Raw genomic sequence first — 20,173 nt, 5'->3', positions numbered from 1 at the left:
ACTTAAAGTTATTAAGGAATTTCAACTATTTATGTTTATATCCGCAAGTTTATTTTTAAAAGCACATCTAAAATAACATGACCTTAAATTCAAAACCCATGAAACAGTACTTCTATATTTTTTTAGCACTACTGACTTTTACAGCTTGTAGTACTAATCCAGAGGCGAATAGCGATGATGATGACGACATGGAAATGGAAAACCCTGAAAGCACATCTCCAAACATTTTGCTGGTTATCGCAGACGATATGGGTCTAGACGCAACTCCAGGCTATAATATTGGTAACATCAAACCAAATATGCCCGATCTTCAAAGCTTGATGAATTCTGGGATTAAATTCAATAATTTATGGGCTAACCCAGTATGTACACCATCTAGAGGCACTATTATTACTGGAAAATATGGTTTTAGAACCAACGTATTGGCAGTTGATGATGTATTATCCACTTCCGAAACTTCATTGCAAAAATATTTAGATACGAACACAAATAACGCATATGCACACGCCGTAATTGGTAAATGGCATTTATCCACAGACCTAAATCATCCAAACGATATGGGTGTAGATTATTATGCTGGTTTTAGTGGTGGCGGACTCAGGTCTTATTTTGATTGGACTTTAAATACAAACGGTACAACAAGCTCGTCAACCGACTATACCACCACAAAATTTACCGATTTAGCCATAGACTGGGTTGGCGCACAAACCAAACCATGGTTTTTATGGTTGGCATACAATGCACCACACACACCTTTTCACGTACCACCAAATAATTTACATTCCCAAGGTACTTTAGCTTCAGATGATGCGAGTATCAACGCAAACCCACTACCCTATTATATGGCTGCAATAGAAGCTATGGATACAGAAATGGGAAGATTGATAAATTCGCTTTCAGCAGAAGAAAAAGAAAATACAATTATCATTTTTATTGGTGATAACGGCACACCGGGACAAGTTGTCCAAGAACACCATCGCAGACGTGCCAAGGGCAGTATTTACCAAGGTGGTGTAAATGTGCCTATGGTAATTTCAGGTAAAGACGTTACCAGGGCCAATGCTTCAGAGGATGCACTTATAAACGCTACAGATTTATTTGCAACCATCGCAGATATAGCAGGCACGGGCACCACAGAAATTAACGATAGCAAAAGTTTTAAAGAATTATTGAGCACTACTTCAAGTACCGGGAATCGCGATTACGTTTATTCAGAAAACGACGATTACACCATCCGAAACAGCACCCACAAATACATTTATTTCAGCGATGGTTCCGAAGCTTTATACAATTTAGGAAATAACCCATTAGAAAACCCGAATCTTTTAAATGCAAATCAATTACCATTAAGTAGTGCTGATGCTGAAATAAAAGATGTTTTGACGGCAAAGGTTCAGGAGATTAGGGATTAGGTTTTTTGAAATATTTAGAGGGTTTTGGTTTATTTGGGCGCCGTTTCAATCCCTAGCGCGTGTGTTTGCTTGGGTTGGGTTTTGAATTTAAGGTTGACTTGTTTGGTGTAGGTTTATTTAACGTTGTTGTCTAAGAAAGTTACGTGGTTTAAGCACTAAAGTTAGCAAAAGAAAACGAACCAAAATTTAACCTTTAGAATTTTAAATTAAATACTTGATTATCAATTAATAGTTACGCTATTAGAGCCTGTATTTACATGATTTCAATCTCACTTCTAATTCAGTAATTCTATCAATTAGTCCTTCAAAATTTAAACTTTCACCATAGATCATACTTTCCCTCATAATTTCATAATCATTCTTCCATTCTTTTAGTTTCCCCTTTGGTGGTAAAATAGAAACTTTTTCTGGTGAATGGTTAGAGTAATTAAGACCACGAAGTAGATTAAACTTGGATCGATGTTTTACAATAATTGAATATAAATCTTCATCCAATAATGCTTCCATTCCATGCTCAGTATCCATTAGTTTTTCCAAGTCATAATGGTGCCTAGTCATTCTTTCTGTTCTAATATATTCATCTCTTTTTTGAAATTCTTCATGTAATAAAAATATTTTTTCTAAAAAAGTCCTTTTAGGCAGGACGGTTGGAATAGAAAATGGTATGCCTGAAAATTTTTGTTCTGGGTATTGGATACCTATTAAAGATTGAATTTCTCTACTCTCTGTTGGTTCTATTAATGATCTAGCTCCAACTTCAACAATTACTTTTGGAAGCATATAGGGAATTGGTTCAGTTATAGAGTTGTAATGAATTTCTATTACTTGAGGGTCTTTGTCGGAATCATTTGTTTCTCGGACTTCAATCTTAAATGTTTTAAGACCATTTTTTAAAAGTTCAGTTTCTAATAACTTGGGTAGTTCGGTACTGGTATATTTGCATGAAGCTTTTCTTAATCTTGAAATTTGAGTTTTACTTAGTTCTCCTTCAAAACCTAATACTTTTCTGTTAATACATAAATCAATATCCTCTGAAAACCTTTCAATTATGCTCCATGCCTTACTAAGTGATGTTCCACCTTTAAATATAAGATTAGAGGAAACTTCCAAGTTAAAACTTGCGTTTAAGCATTGAGTTACCCAAAAATCCTTTTCTACTGCAAAAGAAGGAAGACCTGTTTTAGCACTTACCTGAGCTATAATTGTTTTTTGTCTATCTTGAGTTAAATTAAACCATTCTTTCATTTATCCAGTCTTTTGTTTAGTGTTGAAAAAAATATTTTTGCTATCCAAGCAGGTGCTAATTTTGCGTCATGTTTTACTAAATCAACTTTTTCTTTTGATAATATAGATTCAATTTTTTGAATAATTTCTTCAGTAATATTTTTTTGACCAATTTCTTTAAGTGCTTGAATTACTAAACCTGATATTTCACCTTTAACAGCAAGATTTTTCGGTGTAGTTTTTTTAAATTTTATTTTTCTATTTTCTATTTGTATATCTCGTGGTGAACCGTCGGTTAAATACACAATATTCATAGGTATTTGAGTTGACAATCCTAGCTTGTTTAGAGCATTAATCCCCGTAGGAATAATTTTAGCCTTATCTCGCTTGGCGATCGCTTTTGCAATTTCATCCATTGAAGGAAAAAGAATCCCTAAAATGTTGTCGTTTTTTGGATATAAGTAAATTCCGTGGGCAAGACGAATTAAAAAACCATCATTTTCTAGCTTGTTTAATACATTATTTATTGCATTTGTGCTTCCCAATTCGATAAAATCTTTTGGGAAAAATATCTTTCCACGCTTATAGTTTTTAATACTTTTAACTATCTTATTTTTAACGGATAAAGGGTGATTTCTTGTTTTATTCATGTTATAAATTTAGTAAATATTTATAACAATAAGAAATCTTGATTTAATTAATTTATAATAGATGTTTCCTTCATAATTTACATAAGTTATTTGTTTCAAAAATGAGAATCAATGTATTTGAAAGAATTATAATAAATTTTATAAACAAAATATTAATAATATTGGCTCTAATGATTCCCTGACAAAAAATCGTTTCATTACTTTTTATCAAGTGTTGCACAAAATTAGCTATTCATCCTACCCTACTCAAAAATTAATTTTTACTTTTGAAAAAAACAGAACAGCATGCAAATCAACGATAAATCCCAAACCACAGCATATACCCCTTCATCTGAACGCTATAATACAATGACCTACAAAAGGTCTGGAAAAAGCGGTGTGTTATTACCCGCTATTTCATTGGGGCTTTGGCATAATTTCGGATTTGTAGATAACATCCAAAACGGCAGGGAGATTTTAAGAACTGCATTCGATTTAGGAATTACCCATTTTGATTTAGCAAACAACTACGGCCCTCCATATGGTTCTGCTGAAGAAAATTTCGGCACCATTTTTAAAAAAGATTTTAAATCCTACCGTGATGAATTATTTATAGCCACAAAAGCAGGTTATGATATGTGGGCTGGACCTTATGGTAATTTAGGGTCTCGCAAATATTTAATGGCTAGTATAGACCAAAGTTTAAAACGTATGGGATTGGATTATGTAGATGTGTTCTATCATCACAGACCAGATCCTGATACACCTTTAGAAGAAACCATGGGTGCTTTGGCAGATATTGTGCGCCAAGGAAAAGCATTGTACGTAGCCATTTCAAATTACCAACCCAAAGAAACACAACAAGCAGCAGAGATTTTAAAAAGGCTCAATGTACCTTTTATACTGCACCAAGCGAGATATTCCATGTTTGACCGTTGGGTGGAAGATGGACTTCTAGATACTTTAGAAAAAAACGGCGTGGGCTGTATTACATTTTCGCCCTTAGCACAAGGCATGTTGACCGATAAATATTTAAAAGGCATCCCAAAAGATTCCAGAGCTGCTAAAAATTTAACGTATTTAAACGAAGAAACCGTTAATAGTAATATTGAGAAAATTCAGAAACTGAATGCTATTGCCGAAAGTCGTGACCAAAAATTATCACAAATGGCTATTGCTTGGAATTTAAGACACCAACAAGTGGCATCTGTTTTAGTTGGTGCTAGTTCTTCCAATCAGTTAAAGGAAAATGTTAAAGCTTTGGATTATTTGAGTTTTACTAATGAAGAGTTGCAGTTGATTGATGGGATTGTAAGGTAATTTATTCCTTAATAACAATAAAAGTCACTCTAACACCCTTAGCTAAAGCCCATACTTTTCTTGAAATTAATTTTACATTTTCATCTACAATTTTATATTCTGCGGTATTAGGTCCTGATGATCCTGTATTTATAGCAAAAAAGTCAATTTTATTAATCCCATCTATCAAATCTAATTTAAGGCCTTTGTAATTTTGAGTCAAATAAATATTGGATTGAATGATATCATCGTTTACTAAAATACGTAACAAATCCCCATCGATAGCAGAATGGTCCCGAACCAAAATGGTTACTGACTTAGAAGTAGTTCTATAATCCCCCCAATAAGCATCTTCCTTAATTCCTGCATTTAAGCCATGGCCTTCTGGCAACAATTCCTTTTCTAGTTTGTCCAATTTCTTGGTGTATAATTCCCCAGGATTTTTAAACTCTTCCTGTGGAAACATTGAAAATTCCTTTTTAGGAAATTCTAGCCTACCCACTACTTTTGGAGCAGAAACACCATCAAATTGATTATTTTCTTTCGGTTCTTCGGGTACTATTTTTTTGTTATCCAATGAATCTTTGGGAGCTTCTATTGCGGGTATTATGATACCAGAATTTTTCTTAGAATCTATTTGTGCGTTTCCGCTTGCCGCAAAAACAATAACTATAAAACAAGTAATTAAAAATCTCATTATTCTTCTACTTTGTGTTTTAAAAGCATCGAAATATGTGACAAAGATATTTCTTTATCTTAAACATAGCCCTCTACCTTTCAAAATTTATAACTATGTTAACAATAACTGTTCCTAAATAGAATTTGATTTTTATGGTATCGTTTTTGTGTTTTAACATGGCATTAACAATTGTCTAACAAAAACATAAAAATCATGAGACGTACAAATTCAAGCCCAGAAGTAAATGCCGGATCTATGGCAGACATCGCATTTTTATTATTAATCTTTTTTTTGGTCACTGCCGCAATTCCGAAGGACACAGGCATCAATCGACAACTTCCCAAAGAATGTCCTCCCGGAATAGATTGCAATTCTATTATAGCCGAACGGAATATTCTGAAAATTGCCATAAACGCTAAAAATGAAATTATGGTCGATAACGAAATAGCTACTGTGGACGACATTAAAGATTTAGCAAAGACTTTTTTAGACAATAATGGCGATGGAAGTTGCACCTATTGTAATGGTAATAAAAACGAAACATCATCTGACAATCCAAGTAAAGCAGTAATTTCATTGCAAACCGATAGAAACTCAAATTACAATCAATTTATTGAAGTACAGGATGAACTCACTAAAGCCTATTTTGAATTACGTAAAACTTATGCTGAAAAAGTGCTCAACAAACAAATTGATAATTTAACAAAAGACGAGTTGAAACAGGTTAAGGATGCTTATCCTTTTATTCTTTCGGAAGCAGAAACGAGATGAAATAAAGATAAATGAGAATAGATAAAGAAAATAGATAAAAAGAGTCATTAAGTTCTCTTTGATAAACTCCTAGACCTGTTAGCCCCGAAATTTCGGGGTTTGACAATTAGAGATTTGCAGTTATAGCATTTCAACTTTAATAGGGTATTAATACGCATTAAAATACACCTTTACCTAAGCTTAGGGAGTTCAAAAAACAAACCTATTTAGATTGGGTAAACACATTCTAAAATCCTCGGAGTTTTTAATTTATAACATTCATGAATCCGATGGATTCACATATTTATAACATCTATGACTAAAAAAGATACGACCCCATCGGGGTCGAACATAAAAAACAATTAGTCTATATACATGCAACCCCTTCGGGGTTTAAAAACTTATGAAGCTCTCAATTTTACTCTAATTTATTTCATCTTAAAAAACCACCTCCTTTGGTGGTGGTCATGTTCATATGGCTTTGCCTGAAATGAAACCGTTTGTATTTTTTGTTTCAACCAGAGGCAGCCATTTTGTTTGCTTATAGTTTGTAAAAGCCCCTTTTAGGGGCAATTCAAAGCCACCTTCTAAGAAGGTGTGATTTTTACTGTTATGTATTGAAGCTTAATTTAATTTTTGTCAAGCACTTAATTTTTCTTAGGAATCCCATAATCAATGCAAACTTTTCGTCTGCCCCACTCTTTTGCAGCTTTTACATCCACGCCCATGTAAATATCAATGCGGTTTGTCCAGCGCGAATGCATTCTGTCTTTAACGAGATATACCCCTTCTAATCCTTCAATGATTACGGGGGTATTGTGTTTTAAACCCAGTCGTTGTAAATCCCGAGACACGGCTATATATTTCATTCCGGGTTTTAAACTATCACCAAAAGCAGTAATATTTGGGTTTGAATCGGTTTGATAGGCTAATGAATTATAGGCTGTTGCAGTAACTGTTCTTGAATGCCAATTGAAGGCATCTTTAAAGCTATCTTCTGCTTTCTTACAATTAAAAAGCACTAGTAAAATAAGTAATGGGAAAATTTTCAAAACATGGTTTTAGTTCTTTTAAAGATAAAGAATTAAAACTAGTACTCTAATAATGCCTTCAACGCCACTTCAAATCTATTCTTAGAAAGATACTGTTGTTCTAATTGGCTCGCAAAAGGTATTGGCGTTTTCATACTTGCAACACGCTTAACCGGTGCATCTAAATACTCAAAACAATGTTCCATTAGTAATGCTGAAATATCACTAGCAATCCCACCAAATAATGAATCTTCTTGAAGAATAATGGCGCGTCCTGTTTTTTTAACCGAAGTATAAATGGTTTCAGTATCCAAAGGTTGTAACGTCCTCAAATCAATAAGATCTGCCGAAATTCCTGGGTTATTGCTTAGGGTTTCCAACGCCCAATGAACCGTTGCGCCATAACTAATAATGGTAATAGCATTTCCGCATTGAATAACTGATGCTTTTCCAAAGGGTAATGTATAATAATCGGTTGGCACATCTTCTTTAATAGTTCTGTACAAGCCTTTATGCTCAAAAAACAATACCGGGTTTGGATCGTTAATAGCAGTTGCCAATAAACCTTTAGCATCATAAGGAAATGCTGGATAGACAACTTTTAATCCGGGGGTTTTGGTAAACCAAGCTTCATTGGTTTGCGAATGAAACGGGCCCGCAGCAACGCCACCTCCACAAGGCATTCTTATCACAACATCGGCTTCTTGTCCCCATCTGTAATGGGATTTTGCCAAATAATTTACAATAGGATTAAATCCCGAAGATGCAAAATCCGCAAATTGCATTTCTACAACACTTTTGATGCCCGCGATTGATAAACCCATAGCCGTTTCTACAATTGCCGATTCACAAATCGGTGTATTTCTAACTCTTTCTTTTCCAAATTCCTCGACAAAACCTTCGGTAATTTTAAAAACGCCACCGTATTCCGCAATATCTTGTCCCATGAGTATCAAATTATTATGGCGTTCCATACTTTGTTTTAAACCTTCGGAAAGAGCATCAATAAATCTAATTTCTTTTGAATTATTATTTGGAGTAATTGATTCATATTCAAAAGATTTGAACACATCATTTAATTCTTTTATTTCATTTGGAATAATATCTTCTTCATTAAATGCAAGCTCTAAATGTTCTTGTATTTCAGCAATGATTTCATCTTTAATTTTAGTTTTATCAGCTTCACTTAAAATAGCTTCATTCAGTAAAAAGGATTCAAAATTTAAAATAGGATCTTTAGTTTCCCATGCGCTTAAAAGTGTTTGGGGGACATATTCTGTACCACTCGCCTCTTCATGCCCTCGCATTCTAAACGTTTTAAATTCAATTAAAACAGGATGTGGATTTTCGCGGATGCTTTCTGCTATTTCTGAAACTTTGGAATACACTTCAACTATGTTATTTCCATCAACAATATGGGATTCCATGCCGTAACCCAATCCTCTGTCGGCTAGATTTTCACAATTATACTGCTCGTTGGTCGGCGTTGACAAACCATATCCATTGTTTTCAATACAGAATAAAACTGGCAATTGCCAAACGGAAGCCACATTTAAGGCTTCATGGAAATCGCCTTCACTAGTACCTCCTTCTCCTGTAAATACTGCTGTGACTTGATTTTTGCTTTTCACTTTTGAAGCTAAAGCAATACCATCTGCAACACCCAACTGTGGTCCCAAATGGGAAATCATCCCAACAATATTGTACTCTTGTGTTCCAAAATGAAAAGACCTGTCTCTTCCTTTAGTAAATCCAGACGCTTTGCCTTGCCATTGTCCAAATAACCTATAAAGCGGAATGTTTCTAGTAGTGAAAACACCTAAATTTCGGTGCATTGGCAAAATATAGTCTTCAGGATTTAATGCCAGGGTCACACCTACAGAAATGGCTTCCTGTCCAATCCCAGAAAACCATTTGCTCACTTTCCCCTGACGGAGCAATACAAGCATTCTTTCTTCAATCAACCTTGATTTCAGCATGTTTGTATAAAGACCAATTAATGTGTCTTTTTTTAGCTTTTCAATGTTATAATTGAAGTTTAGATTGTGCATCAGTATCATTTAATATTTCAAATATAGAACAAAAAGACCGCTTTTAATCTATTCAAATTCTTTACAATCTTTTGTACATTTGTGATTCAATCTATTTAATCATTTCTTTATGAATTCCATCCCAAGTGTAGATTTGCGTGATTTTACTTCTGATAGCACAACTAAGAAGCAAGATTTTGTTGATGCCATAGGAAAAGCTTATGAAGATATTGGTTTTGTGGCCCTAAAAGGTCATTTTTTAGATGAAGCGCTAGTTGAAAATTTATATAAAGAAGTTAAAAGGTTTTTTGATTTACCAGTTGCCATTAAAAAGAAATATGAAATCCCTGAAATTGCTGGTCAGCGCGGTTATGTTTCCTTTGGAAAAGAAAGCGCAAAAGGTAAAAAAGAAGGCGATTTAAAGGAATTTTGGCATTTTGGACAGTATGTTGAAGATGATGAAAAATTAAAAGCAGAATATCCAAGTAATCTTATAGTCAAGGAATTGCCTGAATTTAATAAAATTGGCAAGCAGGCTTATGAAATGCTCGAAAAAACAGCAAAATATGTACTAAGGGCATTAGCGTTACATTTAGGTTTGGAAGAAACTTATTTTGACGCTTATATCCACAACGGAAATTCAATTTTAAGACCGATCCATTACCCACCAATTACGCAGGAACCTAAAGAAGCTGAAAGAGCTGCCGCACATGGCGACATCAATTTAATTACATTATTAATGGGCGCTCAAGGCAAAGGTTTACAAGTGCAAAACCATAAAGGCGAATGGATTGACGCCATTGCAGAACCTGACGAATTAATGATAAATGTTGGCGATATGTTATCAAGACACACTAATAATAAACTAAAATCTACGATTCATCGTGTTGTGAATCCGCCGAAGGAACTTTGGGGCACTTCAAGATATTCCATTCCGTTTTTTATGCACCCGATAAGTGCCATGAAATTGAATGTTTTAGAGGAATGTATAGACGAAAACAACCCAAAACAATTTGAGGATATTACAGCAGGCGAATTTTTAACAGAACGCTTAATTGAATTAGGATTGATAAAAAAATAGTTTTCAGTCACAGTCTCAGTAAACAGTCGCAAATCGTGATTACTGAGACTGTGACTGCGACTGTAAACTTATAAAGATGGATTTACAAGACCAATTAAAAAACCTTTTCCCAGAACATACTCCAGAAGAGGCTGATGAAACAACAAACAACGCTTCGGATATTTGGATGCAAGATGATCCCATTATTTGTAAATACGAAAAACGAAAGGGCAAAGCAACTACAATTTTAGAAGGCTATACTGGTGCTGCAGAAGATTTTAAAGCTTTAGCCAAAGAGATTAAAACCAAATTAAGCGTTGGCGGGAGTTTTAAAGAAGATAAAATCATCATTCAGGGAGATTATAGAGATAAAATAATGCAAATGCTAAAAGACAAAGGCTTTGCAGTAAAACGGGTTGGAGGATAAATTATGGAAACGCAAACATTACATATTACCAATGGTGGCAATCTCACCGGGGTTTTAAAAGAATTAGAGATTGAAGGCGAGAAACTCACTTGGCAAGAAATATTATGCGAAGGGCCTACACAGGAAATTATTCATTCAGATGAATTTATTGGGTTAAGACAGTCTTTTCTTAATGATTATTACAACATTGAATTAGACTTAAACAAAGTTGAATTTGCAATGGGCCAGTTGGCCAATCCAGAGCGCTATTCGGAAATAGTATTGTGGTTTGAATACGATTTGTTTTGTCATATTAATATGATTGCTGTGATAAATCTACTGCGTCAAAAACACATAGACTTACCTATTTACCTAGTTTCTAGCGGTAGAGTTGCTGGAAGCAAGAGCTTAAAAGGTTTCTCTGAACTAAAATCCAATCAGCTTGTGAAGCTTTACAAAAATAAAGTGAAATTGACTCCAGAAGATATTGATTTAGCAGGCACGCTTTGGGGAATTTACAATGGACAAGACCATAATCTTTTAAAACCTTTTATTGTTAAAAGTTCTTCTTTCAAATATTTAAGTAATTGCTTAAAAGCACATTTAGAGCGTTTTCCAGATTCTAAAACCGGCTTGAATATTTTGGAAACCAACATCCTTAATCTGGTTATTAATAATGAGATTAAATCCAAACATCATTTATTGGGCTATGCTTTAAATTATCAAGGTTATTATGGGTATATCGATTTACAATTAGAAAGAATCATCAATCGTTTAAGTATCTTTTTCACCATTAAAGATGAAAGTATTGAGCTAAATAGAAAAGGACACGAAGCATTACTTGGGCAACATAATTTTTCAAAAGACATTGAAAATGATATGGTTTTTGGAGGTGTTAAAAAATTAGATTTTCAGTTTAGTAAGTCTGAAAACAAGCTCATTAAATCGCCGTTTAATGTCAATTAAAGCATCAGAATTGATTTTAAATCCAGATGGCAGTATTTATCATTTGAATTTAAAACCTGAAGATATTGGGGATACCATAATTTTTGTTGGCGACCAAGATCGTGTTTCTCTAGTAACAAAACATTTTGATAACATCGATTTTGAAACTCAAAAACGAGAATTTAAAACACATACAGGAACTTATAAAGACAAACGAATTACAGTTATTTCAACAGGTATTGGAACCGATAATATTGATATTGTTTTAAACGAACTCGACGCGCTGGTAAACATTAATTTTGATACTAGAACAGTAAACGACAAACTCAAAAACCTCGATATTATAAGAATTGGCACTTCGGGGTCAATACAAAAAGATATTCCTGTAGATTCATTTTTAATCAGTTCTCACGCTATCGATTTTAATGGGATGTTGCATGCTTACCAAACCGAAACTATTGCAAACCCAGAATTGGAAGACGCATTTGTTACCCAAACAAATTGGGATAGCAACAAAGCAAAACCTATTATTGTTGAAGGTTCCAAGGAACTTATAGACAAATTCAAAAGTAACAAAACACACCACGGAATTACTGCTACTGCAAACGGGTTTTACGGCCCTCAAGGTCGGGTGTTACGCTTACCGCTTAATAATCCAGACTTAAACAGTAAAATTGATAGTTTTAATTCCAACGGATTAAGAGTTACCAATTTAGAAATGGAAACTTCGGGCATTTATGGTTTAGCGAAACTACTGGGGCATAAAGCAATATCACTAAACGCCATTATAGCAAATCGTACTACTGGCGATTTTAGCACTAATCCAACCGAAACTATAGAACGTTTAATTACATATACTTTAGAACGCATTTAAATGAAGACAGTAAATATTGGCGGTGTGCCAGAGCATTTCAATTTAGCTTGGTATTTAAGCTTAAAAAATGGAGAATATAAGGACGAAGGCATTAATTTAAGGTGGCACGATTACCCAGGAGGAACGGGAGCCATGTGCAAAGGTTTAAGAAACGGAGATATTGATATTGCCGTCATTTTAACCGAAGGCATCATTAAAGATATCATTGCTGGAAACCCGAGTAAAATAGTGCAGACTTTCGTGGAAACACCACTTATTTGGGGTGTGCATGTAGCAGACCATTCTCCTTATAAAAAAAATGACGATTTAAAAGGCACAAAAGCGGCTATAAGTCGCTATGGTTCGGGGTCTCATTTAATGGCTTATATCAATGCCCAGAATAACAATTGGAATTTAGAAAAAGATTTGGATTTTGAAGTGATTAATAATTTGGAAGGCGCTATTGAAGGACTTACGAATAATAAAGCAGATTATTTCCTTTGGGAAAAATACACCACCAAACCCATAGTTGACAATGGTGTTTTTAGACGCATTGATGATTGCCCGTCGCCATGGCCCTGTTTTGTTATTGCCGTTCGGGAAGATTTTATAAAAAACGATGAAGACATACTTAAAACTATTTTGAAAATTGTAAATGCTACCACTTCAGAATTTAAGGATATTCCAAGTATTGACAGAACAATTGCAAACCGCTACAAACAACAAATAGAAGATGTTCAAGAATGGTTGGAAATTACCGAATGGTCTCAAGAATTGATTGACGAGTCAACTATTATGAATGTTCAAAAACAATTAAAAGCTTTGGATATTATTCCTAAAATAGTTGATTATGAGTCGTTAACACATACGCTAAACACCTAAACTAGTGTTAAAATTCAATGAAACAATCCCCTTTTTATTTAATTTTGCACTTTTAAAAATTAACATCGATTATGAATAAATTACTTAGCCTACTATCCATACTAACAATTTTAGCCTGTAAAACAGAGCCAAAAGATTATGCAACCTTATCTGGAAAAATAGATAACAAAGGCACTATTTCTAAATTCACGGTTTTTAATCAAGCTAGTGGTTTTAAAAAAGACATCACGATTAATGAAGATGGTACTTTTAGTGATACCCTTAAAGTTGAAGCAGGAAGATACACCTTTAAGTTAGGCAACGAATTTGGAAATCTTTATTTGAAAAATGATACCGAATCTTCAGTTGCATTTGATATTGATAATTTTGATGAGACTTTAAAATTTACTGGTTACGATGCCAATAAAAGTAATTTTTATGCCGAAAATGTACTGCTTCAAAAAAAGTATTTAAGTGCGAATTTAATGTCTAAATCTCCTGAAGAACTTAAAGATGTTTTAAAAAACCTAACCCAAGGATATGCAGATTTAAAAGAAAAAAACAAAGATTTAGGGGCTGAATTTTTTAAAAGTCCGGATAGCGATTTTGAAAAGTTAAAAACCATGTATAACAGATTTTTAGATGAAAGAGTTGGTCTTTTAGAGACTTTATCAAAAGGAAGTCCGTCGCCAGTTTTTGAAGATTACGAAAATTATGATGGCACAACAACGTCATTATCCGATTTAAAAGGAAAATACACTTACATTGATGTTTGGGCTACGTGGTGCGGCCCATGTAAAGCTGAAATTCCAGCATTGAAACGTTTAGAGAAAGCATACCATGGTAAAAATATTCAGTTTGTAAGCTTGTCCATTGATGATGACAGAACACACGGCGGTTCTTGGGATAAAGCGCGTGAAGATTGGAAAAAAATGATAAAAGATAAACAATTAGGCGGTATTCAATTATTTGCACCTAAAGGAGGCATGTCACAATTTGTACTGGACTACAAGATTCAAGGCATTCCCCGATTTATCTTAATAGATCCAGCAGGAAATATTGTAAATCCCGATGCACCTAGACCTTCGAGTCCAGGATTGAAAGATTTATTTTCTGAATTGGATATATAGTTTAACACTAAATAGGATTCCATAAAAAAAGTCGCAAATTGCGACTTTTTTATTTTTTCTGTTTTTGTTTCCTTTGTGTTTCGTCAGGTTCTTCCTGAGGCTGATGCACCTGCTCTGGCTGCTTAAACAAATCAATATATGCTTCGCCCAAATACTCAATCACATGGCTCGCTATTAAACTTTGATAGCCAAAATCCTCAACTGCAATATCCGCAGATTTCCCATGTAAATACACACCAAAAATCGCAGCAACTGATGGATGATAACCTTGGGCAATTAAACCAGTAATAATTCCAGTTAAAACATCGCCACTTCCTGCTGTTGCTAAACCAGGGTTTCCTGTGGTATTTATATAAAATGAATCATTAAAAGCAGTAATCGTATTTGCCCCTTTTACAACAACTATAAGCTTATATTTTTTAGTAAAAGCTTTTACTTTTTTCAATTTATCAAAATCATCTTTCCATTTCCCAACCAATCTTTCAAGTTCTTTTGGGTGCGGTGTTAGAATAGATAATTCTGGTAACAATTTCAATAATGCTTTCTTTTTCGCTAAAATATTTAAACCATCGGCATCTATAACCAATGGTGCTTCATTCGTTTTTAGAAACGCTTCAAAAGCATTAACTGTTTTTGTATCCGCCCCCGCTCCTATTCCAAAAGCAACCACGGTAGGTTCAATGTCAAATTTAATGGCAGTTATTTTCGCTTCATCTGTATCGGTAATTACCATAGCTTCAGGAAAAGACGCTTGCAAAGGCACATAGCCGCATTTTGGAACATACGCAGAAACCAAACCAGCACCAGCAGACAAAGCGGCCCTACTTGTCAAGGTAACAGCACCTATTTTCCCATAACTTCCCCCAATAATTAATGCATGACCAAACTGTCCTTTATGCGAAAACTTATCTCTTGGCATGTAATTAGGTAAAATTTCACGCTTTCCAATAAGCTCAACTTCAGTTTCCGTGGTGTGCAAATATTCTGGATCTAACCCAATATCCAAAATTTCCCATTGGAGTGTGAATTTTGCAGTTTCAGGTAAAAAGAATACCAATTTTGGAGATGCAAAACTCAATGTAAACCCTGCCCAAACTACAGCATCTTCATCCTCAACAGCGTCATCTGTATGTAATCCTGAAGGAATATCAACCGAAAGCGTAAATGCTTTACTAGTCCTAAAATGCATAAATAATCCTTTTACCCAATCATCCACGGGACGGTTAAGCCCTATTCCAAAAACAGCATCAACAATAATATCATCTGGGTGCATTTCAGGAAAATCTTCTTGACAACTTAAAAGTGTGGGCCATTCTTTAGTCACATTTTTAATACGGTCGTAATTAACCAAAAAATCTTTCGAACGCTTATCGCTACAGTTCACTACATAAGTTTTCACGTTATAGCCATCTAAAATTAAATGCCGGGCTAAAACCAAACCATCGCCTCCATTATTACCAATCCCACAAAAAATATGGATAGGCACTTGCGCACCTTGCATCCGCATATGCATCCAATTAAAAATTTGGATGCCTGCACGTTCCATTAATTCTGTTGAAGTTATGTTTTGACGCTCTGCCGTTAGCCTATCTCCTTCGTAGATTTGTTCTTTAGAAAATATCTTCATGTACTTATATTATTGATTTTTTAATTCTGTGGAGATATCATTGGTTTTCTTAAAATCAAAAACGTTCTCCATAAGAATTTTACAAAAAATTGTTTTTAGTTTTTTTATTAGGCTAAATGTAATACTTTTGGGCTGATATTGTATAATTATAATGAATCTATCAAATCAAAATATGAGTGTTTTAAGTTCTTCTAATCTTAGAGGAACTACTTTTATTTATGGATTCACTACAAATACTACAACCCTTTGGGGTTACTAATTATATATTCTTCGGGCTATTGTTGCAATTTTTTTAATTGCAATTTCACAAGTAATTATTTTAACTATCAATTCATTAAAAAATGAAGGTTTTGAAATTCGGAGGAACTTCTGTAGGTTCTTCAAAAAATATAAATAGAGTCATAAACATTTTAGATGCCTATTCAAAAGACAGTAACGTAGTATGTGTGGTTTCCGCAGTTGGCGGCATTACAGATAAACTACTGCTTGCTGGACAACAGGCACAAAATAAAGACGAGGCTTTTAAGGACACGTTTGATATCATAAAAAATAGTCATTTCAGTATTATTAAGGAGTTAAACCCTAACGGAAATAGCTCGATTTTAAGTTTTGTTGAAGAAAGATTAGAGGCCCTTAAAAGTTTGCTGGAAGGTATTTATTTAATTAATGAATTATCTCCTAAAACATCAGATAAACTGGTAAGTTTCGGCGAATTGTTATCCTCTTTTATCATTGCTGAAACAATGAAAAACAGAGGACTTTCTGCTGAACGTAAAAATTCCCAAGAGCTTGTTGTAACAAATTCTAATTTTACAAAAGCTGAAGTTTATTTTAAGGATACAAACAAAAATATTATAGACTATTTTAAATCTGCTGCACAAAAAATCACAATCCTTCCTGGGTTTGTGGCGAATTCTGCTAATGGAGAACAAACAACGCTTGGTCGTGGTGGTTCAGATTTTTCTGCTGCTATAGTTGCCGCAGCTTTACATGTAAAACAATTAGAGATTTGGACAGACGTAAGCGGTATGTTTACAACAAATCCTAAATTGGTAAAACAGGCCTACCCTATCGAAACTATTTCGTATCAGGAAGCCATGGAGTTATCACACTTTGGTGCTAAAGTACTCTATCCACCAACGGTGCAACCTGTGTTGGATTTAGATATCCCCATTCATATAAAAAACACTATGGATCCAGAAGCGGTAGGTACTATTATTTCTAAGGATGCAAACGGGTCCAGTTCTCCTGTTAAGGGTATTTCCAATATTTCAAATATTGCACTTTTAACACTTCAAGGTACTGGAATGGTTGGTATTCCTGGGTTTTCAAGACGTCTCTTTGAGACATTATCCAACGAAAAAATTAATGTGATTTTAATAACCCAAGCATCTTCGGAACATTCTATTTGTTTGGGTATAGAGGAAAAAGATGTTGAAATCGCAAAAACGGCTATTGATATTACCTTTGAAAATGAAATTGAGCTTCATAAAATAGATCCTATAATTGTTGAAACCAATTTATCTATTATAGCTTTGGTAGGCGAAAACATGAAAAACCATCAAGGTATTAGTGGAAAAATGTTCAGCACTTTAGGTAAGAATAACATAAATATTAGAGCGATTGCCCAAGGTGCTTCAGAAAAAAACATTTCGGCAGTTATAGATGAAACTGATGTAAAAAAAGCTTTAAATACGTTGCATGAAGCATTTTTTGAAACCATGACAAAACAACTAAACGTATTTATTACGGGCGTTGGAAATGTTGGAGAAAAATTAGTGGAACAAATTCATCAACAAAAAAAGTATTTAAAAGAAAACCTTAAAATCAACTTGCGCGTTGCAGGATTATCAAATTCTAGAACCATGATTTTTGGTGAAAGTGGCATCGCTTTAAAAAACTGGAAAGAACAATTGGCAAATGGCGAAAAAGCATCTTTGGAAGGCTTTTTCGAAAAGGCCAAAGCATTAAATTTACGGAACAGTATTTTTGTTGATGTTACTGCTAATAAAGACATTGCAGGGCTATACGCAAAATATTTAAGGGAAAGCATCGCTGTTGTAGCGTGTAACAAAATTGCCTGTTCAAGTGAATTTAATAACTATAAAGAATTAAAACGATTATCGCTTAAATATAACGCACCATATTTATTTGAAACCAATGTGGGCGCAGGTTTACCCATAATTGATACACTAAATAACTTAATTGCTTCGGGCGATAAGGTAACGTCCATTCAAGCCGTTTTATCAGGAAGTTTAAATTATGTGTTTAATAATTTTAATGATACCACTAAGTTTTACGATGTTGTAAAACAAGCTGGTGCCGAAGGTTATACAGAACCAGATCCAAGGATAGATTTAAGCGGTGTAGATGTGGCGCGTAAAATTTTAATTTTGGCTAGGGAAAGTGGTGTCGCAATGAATTTAGAAGATATTGAAAACACACCGTTCTTATCGCCATCAGGATTAAAAAGCGATTCTGTTGATGATTTCTACGACACTTTAATTGCAGACGAAGCACATTACCAAAGTTTATATGCTTCCGCGAAAGCGAACAACTGTCAGTTAAAATATGTCGCTAAATTTGATGATGGAAAAGCGAGTGTGAGTTTGCAGGAAATCCCGGAAGGTCATCCGTTTTCTAATTTAGAAGGCAGCGATAATATCGTGATGTTTTACACACAACGCTATTCGCAACAACCTATGATTATTAAGGGTGCTGGTGCAGGTGCAGATGTAACAGCTTCTGGATTATTTGCGGATATTATTAGATTGGGGAATGATTAATTCAGTTAGGAGTTAGGAGTTAGGAGTTAGGAGTTAGGAGTTAGGAGTTAGGAGTTAGGAGTTAGGAGTTAGGAGTTAGGAGTTAGGAGTTAGGAGTTAGGAGTAAAAAACAAATAAAAAATAAAAGCCTGGGAATAAAATGAAAGAAATGGGGCTAAGGAATAGAGAATAAAGAGAAGAGAATAAAGAGAAGAGAATAAAGACGAGTAAATTTTGAATTGAAATCAATTTTATGAGATTCCCGCCTTCGCGGGAATGACAAAGAGATAATTAAATGAACGAAATAAAAATATTTTCTCCAGCAACAGTCGCCAATGTAGCTTGTGGTTTTGATGTTATGGGCTTTTGCCTAGACACTGTTGGCGATGAAATGGTCATTAGAAAAACCGACAAAAAAGGAATTTTTATTACTAAAATTGAAGGTTTCGATTTGCCTTTTGAAGCGGAATTGAATGTTGCAGGTGTTTCGGCATTGGCCATGTATGAAGCGATTGATGTTGATTTTGGTTTTGAAATTGAAATCTATAAAAACATAAAACCTGGAAGTGGTATTGGTAGTAGTGCTGCAAGTGCCGTTGGTAGTGTTTTTGGAATGAACGAAATATTAGGAAAGCCATTCAACAAAACACAGTTAACCCAATTTGCGATAAAAGGAGAAGCAATCGCAAGTAAATGTGAGCACGCCGACAACCTCGCTCCCGCCCTTTTTGGTGGATTTACTTTGGTTAAAAGTGTGTCGCCTTTACAGATTTTAGAAATTCCAACTCCAGATGATTTGTATGCAACCATCATTCATCCGCAAATTGAAATAAAAACATCTGAAGCCAGAAGCTTACTACCAAAAAAAATCGATTTAAGCGATGCGATAGCGCAATGGGCAAACCTTGGAAGTTTAGTGCACGCCTTACATACAAGCGATTATGACTTAATGAAAGATTCATTGCACGACGTAGCTATAGAGCCCCATAGAAGCAAACTTATTCCGCTTTTTGCAGATGTAAAATATGCCGCCTTATCCGAAGGTGCTTTAGGCTGCGGTATTTCAGGTTCAGGTCCATCGATTTTTTCCATATGTAAAGGAAAAGATGTCGCACTAAAAGTTAAAGAAGTGATTGAAAATGTGTATTCCGATTTAGTAATTGATTTTGATATGCATGTGTCGAAGATTAATACTGGGGGGGTGAAAATAATTTGACAGAAGACGGATGACAGAAGACGGATGACGGGAGACGGATGACGGGAGACGGGAGGTGTCTGTTGGAGAAAAAATGTAAAATAATTTGACGGAAGACGGAAGACCGGTGACGGGAGACGGGAAGTGTCTGCTGGGCACTAACCCATAAAGTGTGTAAGTTTCAAAAACTCAGGATTGAATTCAATCCTGAGTTTTTTATTTTATTAACTTTAAATTTTACACACTTATGAAACCAGAAGATTTATTAAACGAAGAC

At 34.6% G+C, this 20,173-nt stretch carries 17 protein-coding genes; 11 read left to right on the top strand and 6 right to left on the bottom strand.

Annotated elements, in window-relative coordinates; translation table 11 throughout:
* Window positions 1-98: 98 nt before the first annotated feature.
* Window positions 99-1,412: a sulfatase-like hydrolase/transferase gene (locus ABXQ82_RS12645; protein ID WP_367060109.1), complete on the top strand. Its 1,314-nt coding sequence runs from the start codon at window positions 99-101 to the stop codon at window positions 1,410-1,412.
* 240 nt (window positions 1,413-1,652) lie between these two features.
* Here the strand turns inward: ABXQ82_RS12645 and ABXQ82_RS12640 are convergent, their stop codons facing one another.
* Both ABXQ82_RS12640 and ABXQ82_RS12635 read right to left on the bottom strand, forming a co-directional pair.
* Window positions 1,653-2,657 (bottom strand): nucleotidyl transferase AbiEii/AbiGii toxin family protein, encoded by a 1,005-nt coding sequence (locus tag ABXQ82_RS12640; RefSeq protein WP_367060106.1) that lies wholly within the window; start codon window positions 2,655-2,657, stop codon window positions 1,653-1,655.
* Entirely contained in the window at window positions 2,654-3,286 is a 633-nt protein-coding gene (locus ABXQ82_RS12635) for a DUF6088 family protein (protein ID WP_367060103.1), read from the bottom strand. The genes ABXQ82_RS12640 and ABXQ82_RS12635 overlap by 4 nt, the downstream gene beginning before the upstream one ends.
* Before the next feature lie 285 nt (window positions 3,287-3,571).
* On the opposite strand from ABXQ82_RS12635, the gene mgrA reads away from it, so the two are divergent.
* On the top strand, window positions 3,572-4,585 hold the full coding sequence (mgrA, locus tag ABXQ82_RS12630) for an L-glyceraldehyde 3-phosphate reductase (protein ID WP_367060100.1): 1,014 nt from the start codon (window positions 3,572-3,574) through the stop codon (window positions 4,583-4,585).
* A gap of 1 nt (window position 4,586) precedes the next feature.
* Here the strand turns inward: mgrA and ABXQ82_RS12625 are convergent, their stop codons facing one another.
* Window positions 4,587-5,261: a hypothetical protein gene (locus tag ABXQ82_RS12625; protein ID WP_367060098.1), complete on the bottom strand. Its 675-nt coding sequence runs from the start codon at window positions 5,259-5,261 to the stop codon at window positions 4,587-4,589.
* A gap of 195 nt (window positions 5,262-5,456) precedes the next feature.
* On the opposite strand from ABXQ82_RS12625, the gene ABXQ82_RS12620 reads away from it, so the two are divergent.
* On the top strand, window positions 5,457-6,014 hold the full coding sequence (locus tag ABXQ82_RS12620) for a biopolymer transporter ExbD (RefSeq protein WP_367060095.1): 558 nt from the start codon (window positions 5,457-5,459) through the stop codon (window positions 6,012-6,014).
* 626 nt (window positions 6,015-6,640) lie between these two features.
* On the opposite strand, the gene ABXQ82_RS12615 is transcribed toward ABXQ82_RS12620, so the two are convergent.
* Window positions 6,641-7,045 (bottom strand): hypothetical protein, encoded by a 405-nt coding sequence (locus ABXQ82_RS12615; RefSeq protein ID WP_367060093.1) that lies wholly within the window; start codon window positions 7,043-7,045, stop codon window positions 6,641-6,643.
* 38 nt (window positions 7,046-7,083) lie between these two features.
* Window positions 7,084-9,075 carry a dehydrogenase E1 component subunit alpha/beta gene (locus ABXQ82_RS12610; protein WP_367060091.1) on the bottom strand — a complete coding sequence of 664 codons (1,992 nt, stop codon included), beginning with the start codon at window positions 9,073-9,075 and terminating at the stop codon, window positions 7,084-7,086.
* A 109-nt stretch (window positions 9,076-9,184) separates the two neighbouring features.
* Here ABXQ82_RS12610 and ABXQ82_RS12605 point away from each other — a divergent pair, with 109 nt between their 5' ends.
* The 6 genes from ABXQ82_RS12605 (at window position 9,185) to ABXQ82_RS12580 (ending at window position 14,309) form a co-directional block, all read left to right on the top strand.
* Window positions 9,185-10,135, top strand: coding sequence for a 2-oxoglutarate and iron-dependent oxygenase domain-containing protein (locus tag ABXQ82_RS12605; protein WP_367060089.1), 951 nt, complete (start codon window positions 9,185-9,187; stop codon window positions 10,133-10,135).
* A gap of 76 nt (window positions 10,136-10,211) precedes the next feature.
* Complete coding sequence (locus ABXQ82_RS12600) at window positions 10,212-10,541, top strand: translation initiation factor (protein ID WP_367060087.1); 330 nt, start codon at window positions 10,212-10,214, stop codon at window positions 10,539-10,541.
* A 3-nt stretch (window positions 10,542-10,544) separates the two neighbouring features.
* Entirely contained in the window at window positions 10,545-11,486 is a 942-nt protein-coding gene (locus ABXQ82_RS12595) for a DUF1835 domain-containing protein (RefSeq protein ID WP_367060085.1), read from the top strand.
* Window positions 11,476-12,339, top strand: a complete 864-nt coding sequence (locus ABXQ82_RS12590; RefSeq protein ID WP_367060083.1) for a nucleoside phosphorylase — start codon at window positions 11,476-11,478, stop codon at window positions 12,337-12,339. Before ABXQ82_RS12595 ends, ABXQ82_RS12590 begins: the two co-directional genes overlap by 11 nt.
* A complete protein-coding gene (locus ABXQ82_RS12585) occupies window positions 12,340-13,200 on the top strand; it encodes a substrate-binding domain-containing protein (RefSeq protein ID WP_367060080.1) in 861 nt (286 codons plus the stop codon).
* A gap of 71 nt (window positions 13,201-13,271) precedes the next feature.
* Window positions 13,272-14,309 carry a TlpA disulfide reductase family protein gene (locus ABXQ82_RS12580; RefSeq protein WP_367060078.1) on the top strand — a complete coding sequence of 346 codons (1,038 nt, stop codon included), beginning with the start codon at window positions 13,272-13,274 and terminating at the stop codon, window positions 14,307-14,309.
* Window positions 14,310-14,358: 49 nt separating this feature from the next.
* Here the strand turns inward: ABXQ82_RS12580 and ABXQ82_RS12575 are convergent, their stop codons facing one another.
* The gene (locus tag ABXQ82_RS12575; RefSeq protein ID WP_367060075.1) at window positions 14,359-15,936 is read right to left on the bottom strand and encodes an NAD(P)H-hydrate dehydratase; all 1,578 of its coding nucleotides are present in this window, start codon (window positions 15,934-15,936) and stop codon (window positions 14,359-14,361) included.
* 341 nt (window positions 15,937-16,277) lie between these two features.
* Here ABXQ82_RS12575 and thrA point away from each other — a divergent pair, with 341 nt between their 5' ends.
* Window positions 16,278-18,722, top strand: coding sequence for a bifunctional aspartate kinase/homoserine dehydrogenase I (thrA, locus tag ABXQ82_RS12570; RefSeq protein WP_367060073.1), 2,445 nt, complete (start codon window positions 16,278-16,280; stop codon window positions 18,720-18,722).
* A 274-nt stretch (window positions 18,723-18,996) separates the two neighbouring features.
* Window positions 18,997-19,917, top strand: coding sequence for a homoserine kinase (locus ABXQ82_RS12565; RefSeq protein WP_367060070.1), 921 nt, complete (start codon window positions 18,997-18,999; stop codon window positions 19,915-19,917).
* Window positions 19,918-20,173 lie beyond the last annotated feature (256 nt).

The sequence above is a fragment of the Algibacter sp. 2305UL17-15 genome (assembly GCF_040720935.1).
Lineage (GTDB): Bacteria > Bacteroidota > Bacteroidia > Flavobacteriales > Flavobacteriaceae > Jejuia.
The sequence above is the reverse complement of the archived record's forward strand: the minus strand, read 5'-3'. Positions and strand labels throughout refer to the sequence as shown.

Bases quoted from the DNA above. Each gene is read 5' to 3' on its own strand.
- ABXQ82_RS12575 (WP_367060075.1), bottom strand. From the start codon at position 15,936: ATGAAGATATTTTCTAAAGAACAAATCTACGAAGGAGATAGGCTAACG.
- mgrA (WP_367060100.1), top strand. From the start codon at position 3,572: ATGCAAATCAACGATAAATCCCAAACCACAGCATATACCCCTTCATCT.
- ABXQ82_RS12645 (WP_367060109.1), top strand. From the start codon at position 99: ATGAAACAGTACTTCTATATTTTTTTAGCACTACTGACTTTTACAGCT.
- ABXQ82_RS12605 (WP_367060089.1), top strand. From the start codon at position 9,185: ATGAATTCCATCCCAAGTGTAGATTTGCGTGATTTTACTTCTGATAGC.
- ABXQ82_RS12625 (WP_367060098.1), bottom strand. From the start codon at position 5,261: ATGAGATTTTTAATTACTTGTTTTATAGTTATTGTTTTTGCGGCAAGC.
- ABXQ82_RS12620 (WP_367060095.1), top strand. From the start codon at position 5,457: ATGAGACGTACAAATTCAAGCCCAGAAGTAAATGCCGGATCTATGGCA.
- thrA (WP_367060073.1), top strand. From the start codon at position 16,278: ATGAAGGTTTTGAAATTCGGAGGAACTTCTGTAGGTTCTTCAAAAAAT.
- ABXQ82_RS12565 (WP_367060070.1), top strand. From the start codon at position 18,997: ATGAACGAAATAAAAATATTTTCTCCAGCAACAGTCGCCAATGTAGCT.
- ABXQ82_RS12640 (WP_367060106.1), bottom strand. From the start codon at position 2,657: ATGAAAGAATGGTTTAATTTAACTCAAGATAGACAAAAAACAATTATA.
- ABXQ82_RS12580 (WP_367060078.1), top strand. From the start codon at position 13,272: ATGAATAAATTACTTAGCCTACTATCCATACTAACAATTTTAGCCTGT.
- ABXQ82_RS12595 (WP_367060085.1), top strand. From the start codon at position 10,545: ATGGAAACGCAAACATTACATATTACCAATGGTGGCAATCTCACCGGG.
- ABXQ82_RS12585 (WP_367060080.1), top strand. From the start codon at position 12,340: ATGAAGACAGTAAATATTGGCGGTGTGCCAGAGCATTTCAATTTAGCT.
- ABXQ82_RS12635 (WP_367060103.1), bottom strand. From the start codon at position 3,286: ATGAATAAAACAAGAAATCACCCTTTATCCGTTAAAAATAAGATAGTT.
- ABXQ82_RS12610 (WP_367060091.1), bottom strand. From the start codon at position 9,075: ATGCACAATCTAAACTTCAATTATAACATTGAAAAGCTAAAAAAAGAC.
- ABXQ82_RS12590 (WP_367060083.1), top strand. From the start codon at position 11,476: ATGTCAATTAAAGCATCAGAATTGATTTTAAATCCAGATGGCAGTATT.
- ABXQ82_RS12600 (WP_367060087.1), top strand. From the start codon at position 10,212: ATGGATTTACAAGACCAATTAAAAAACCTTTTCCCAGAACATACTCCA.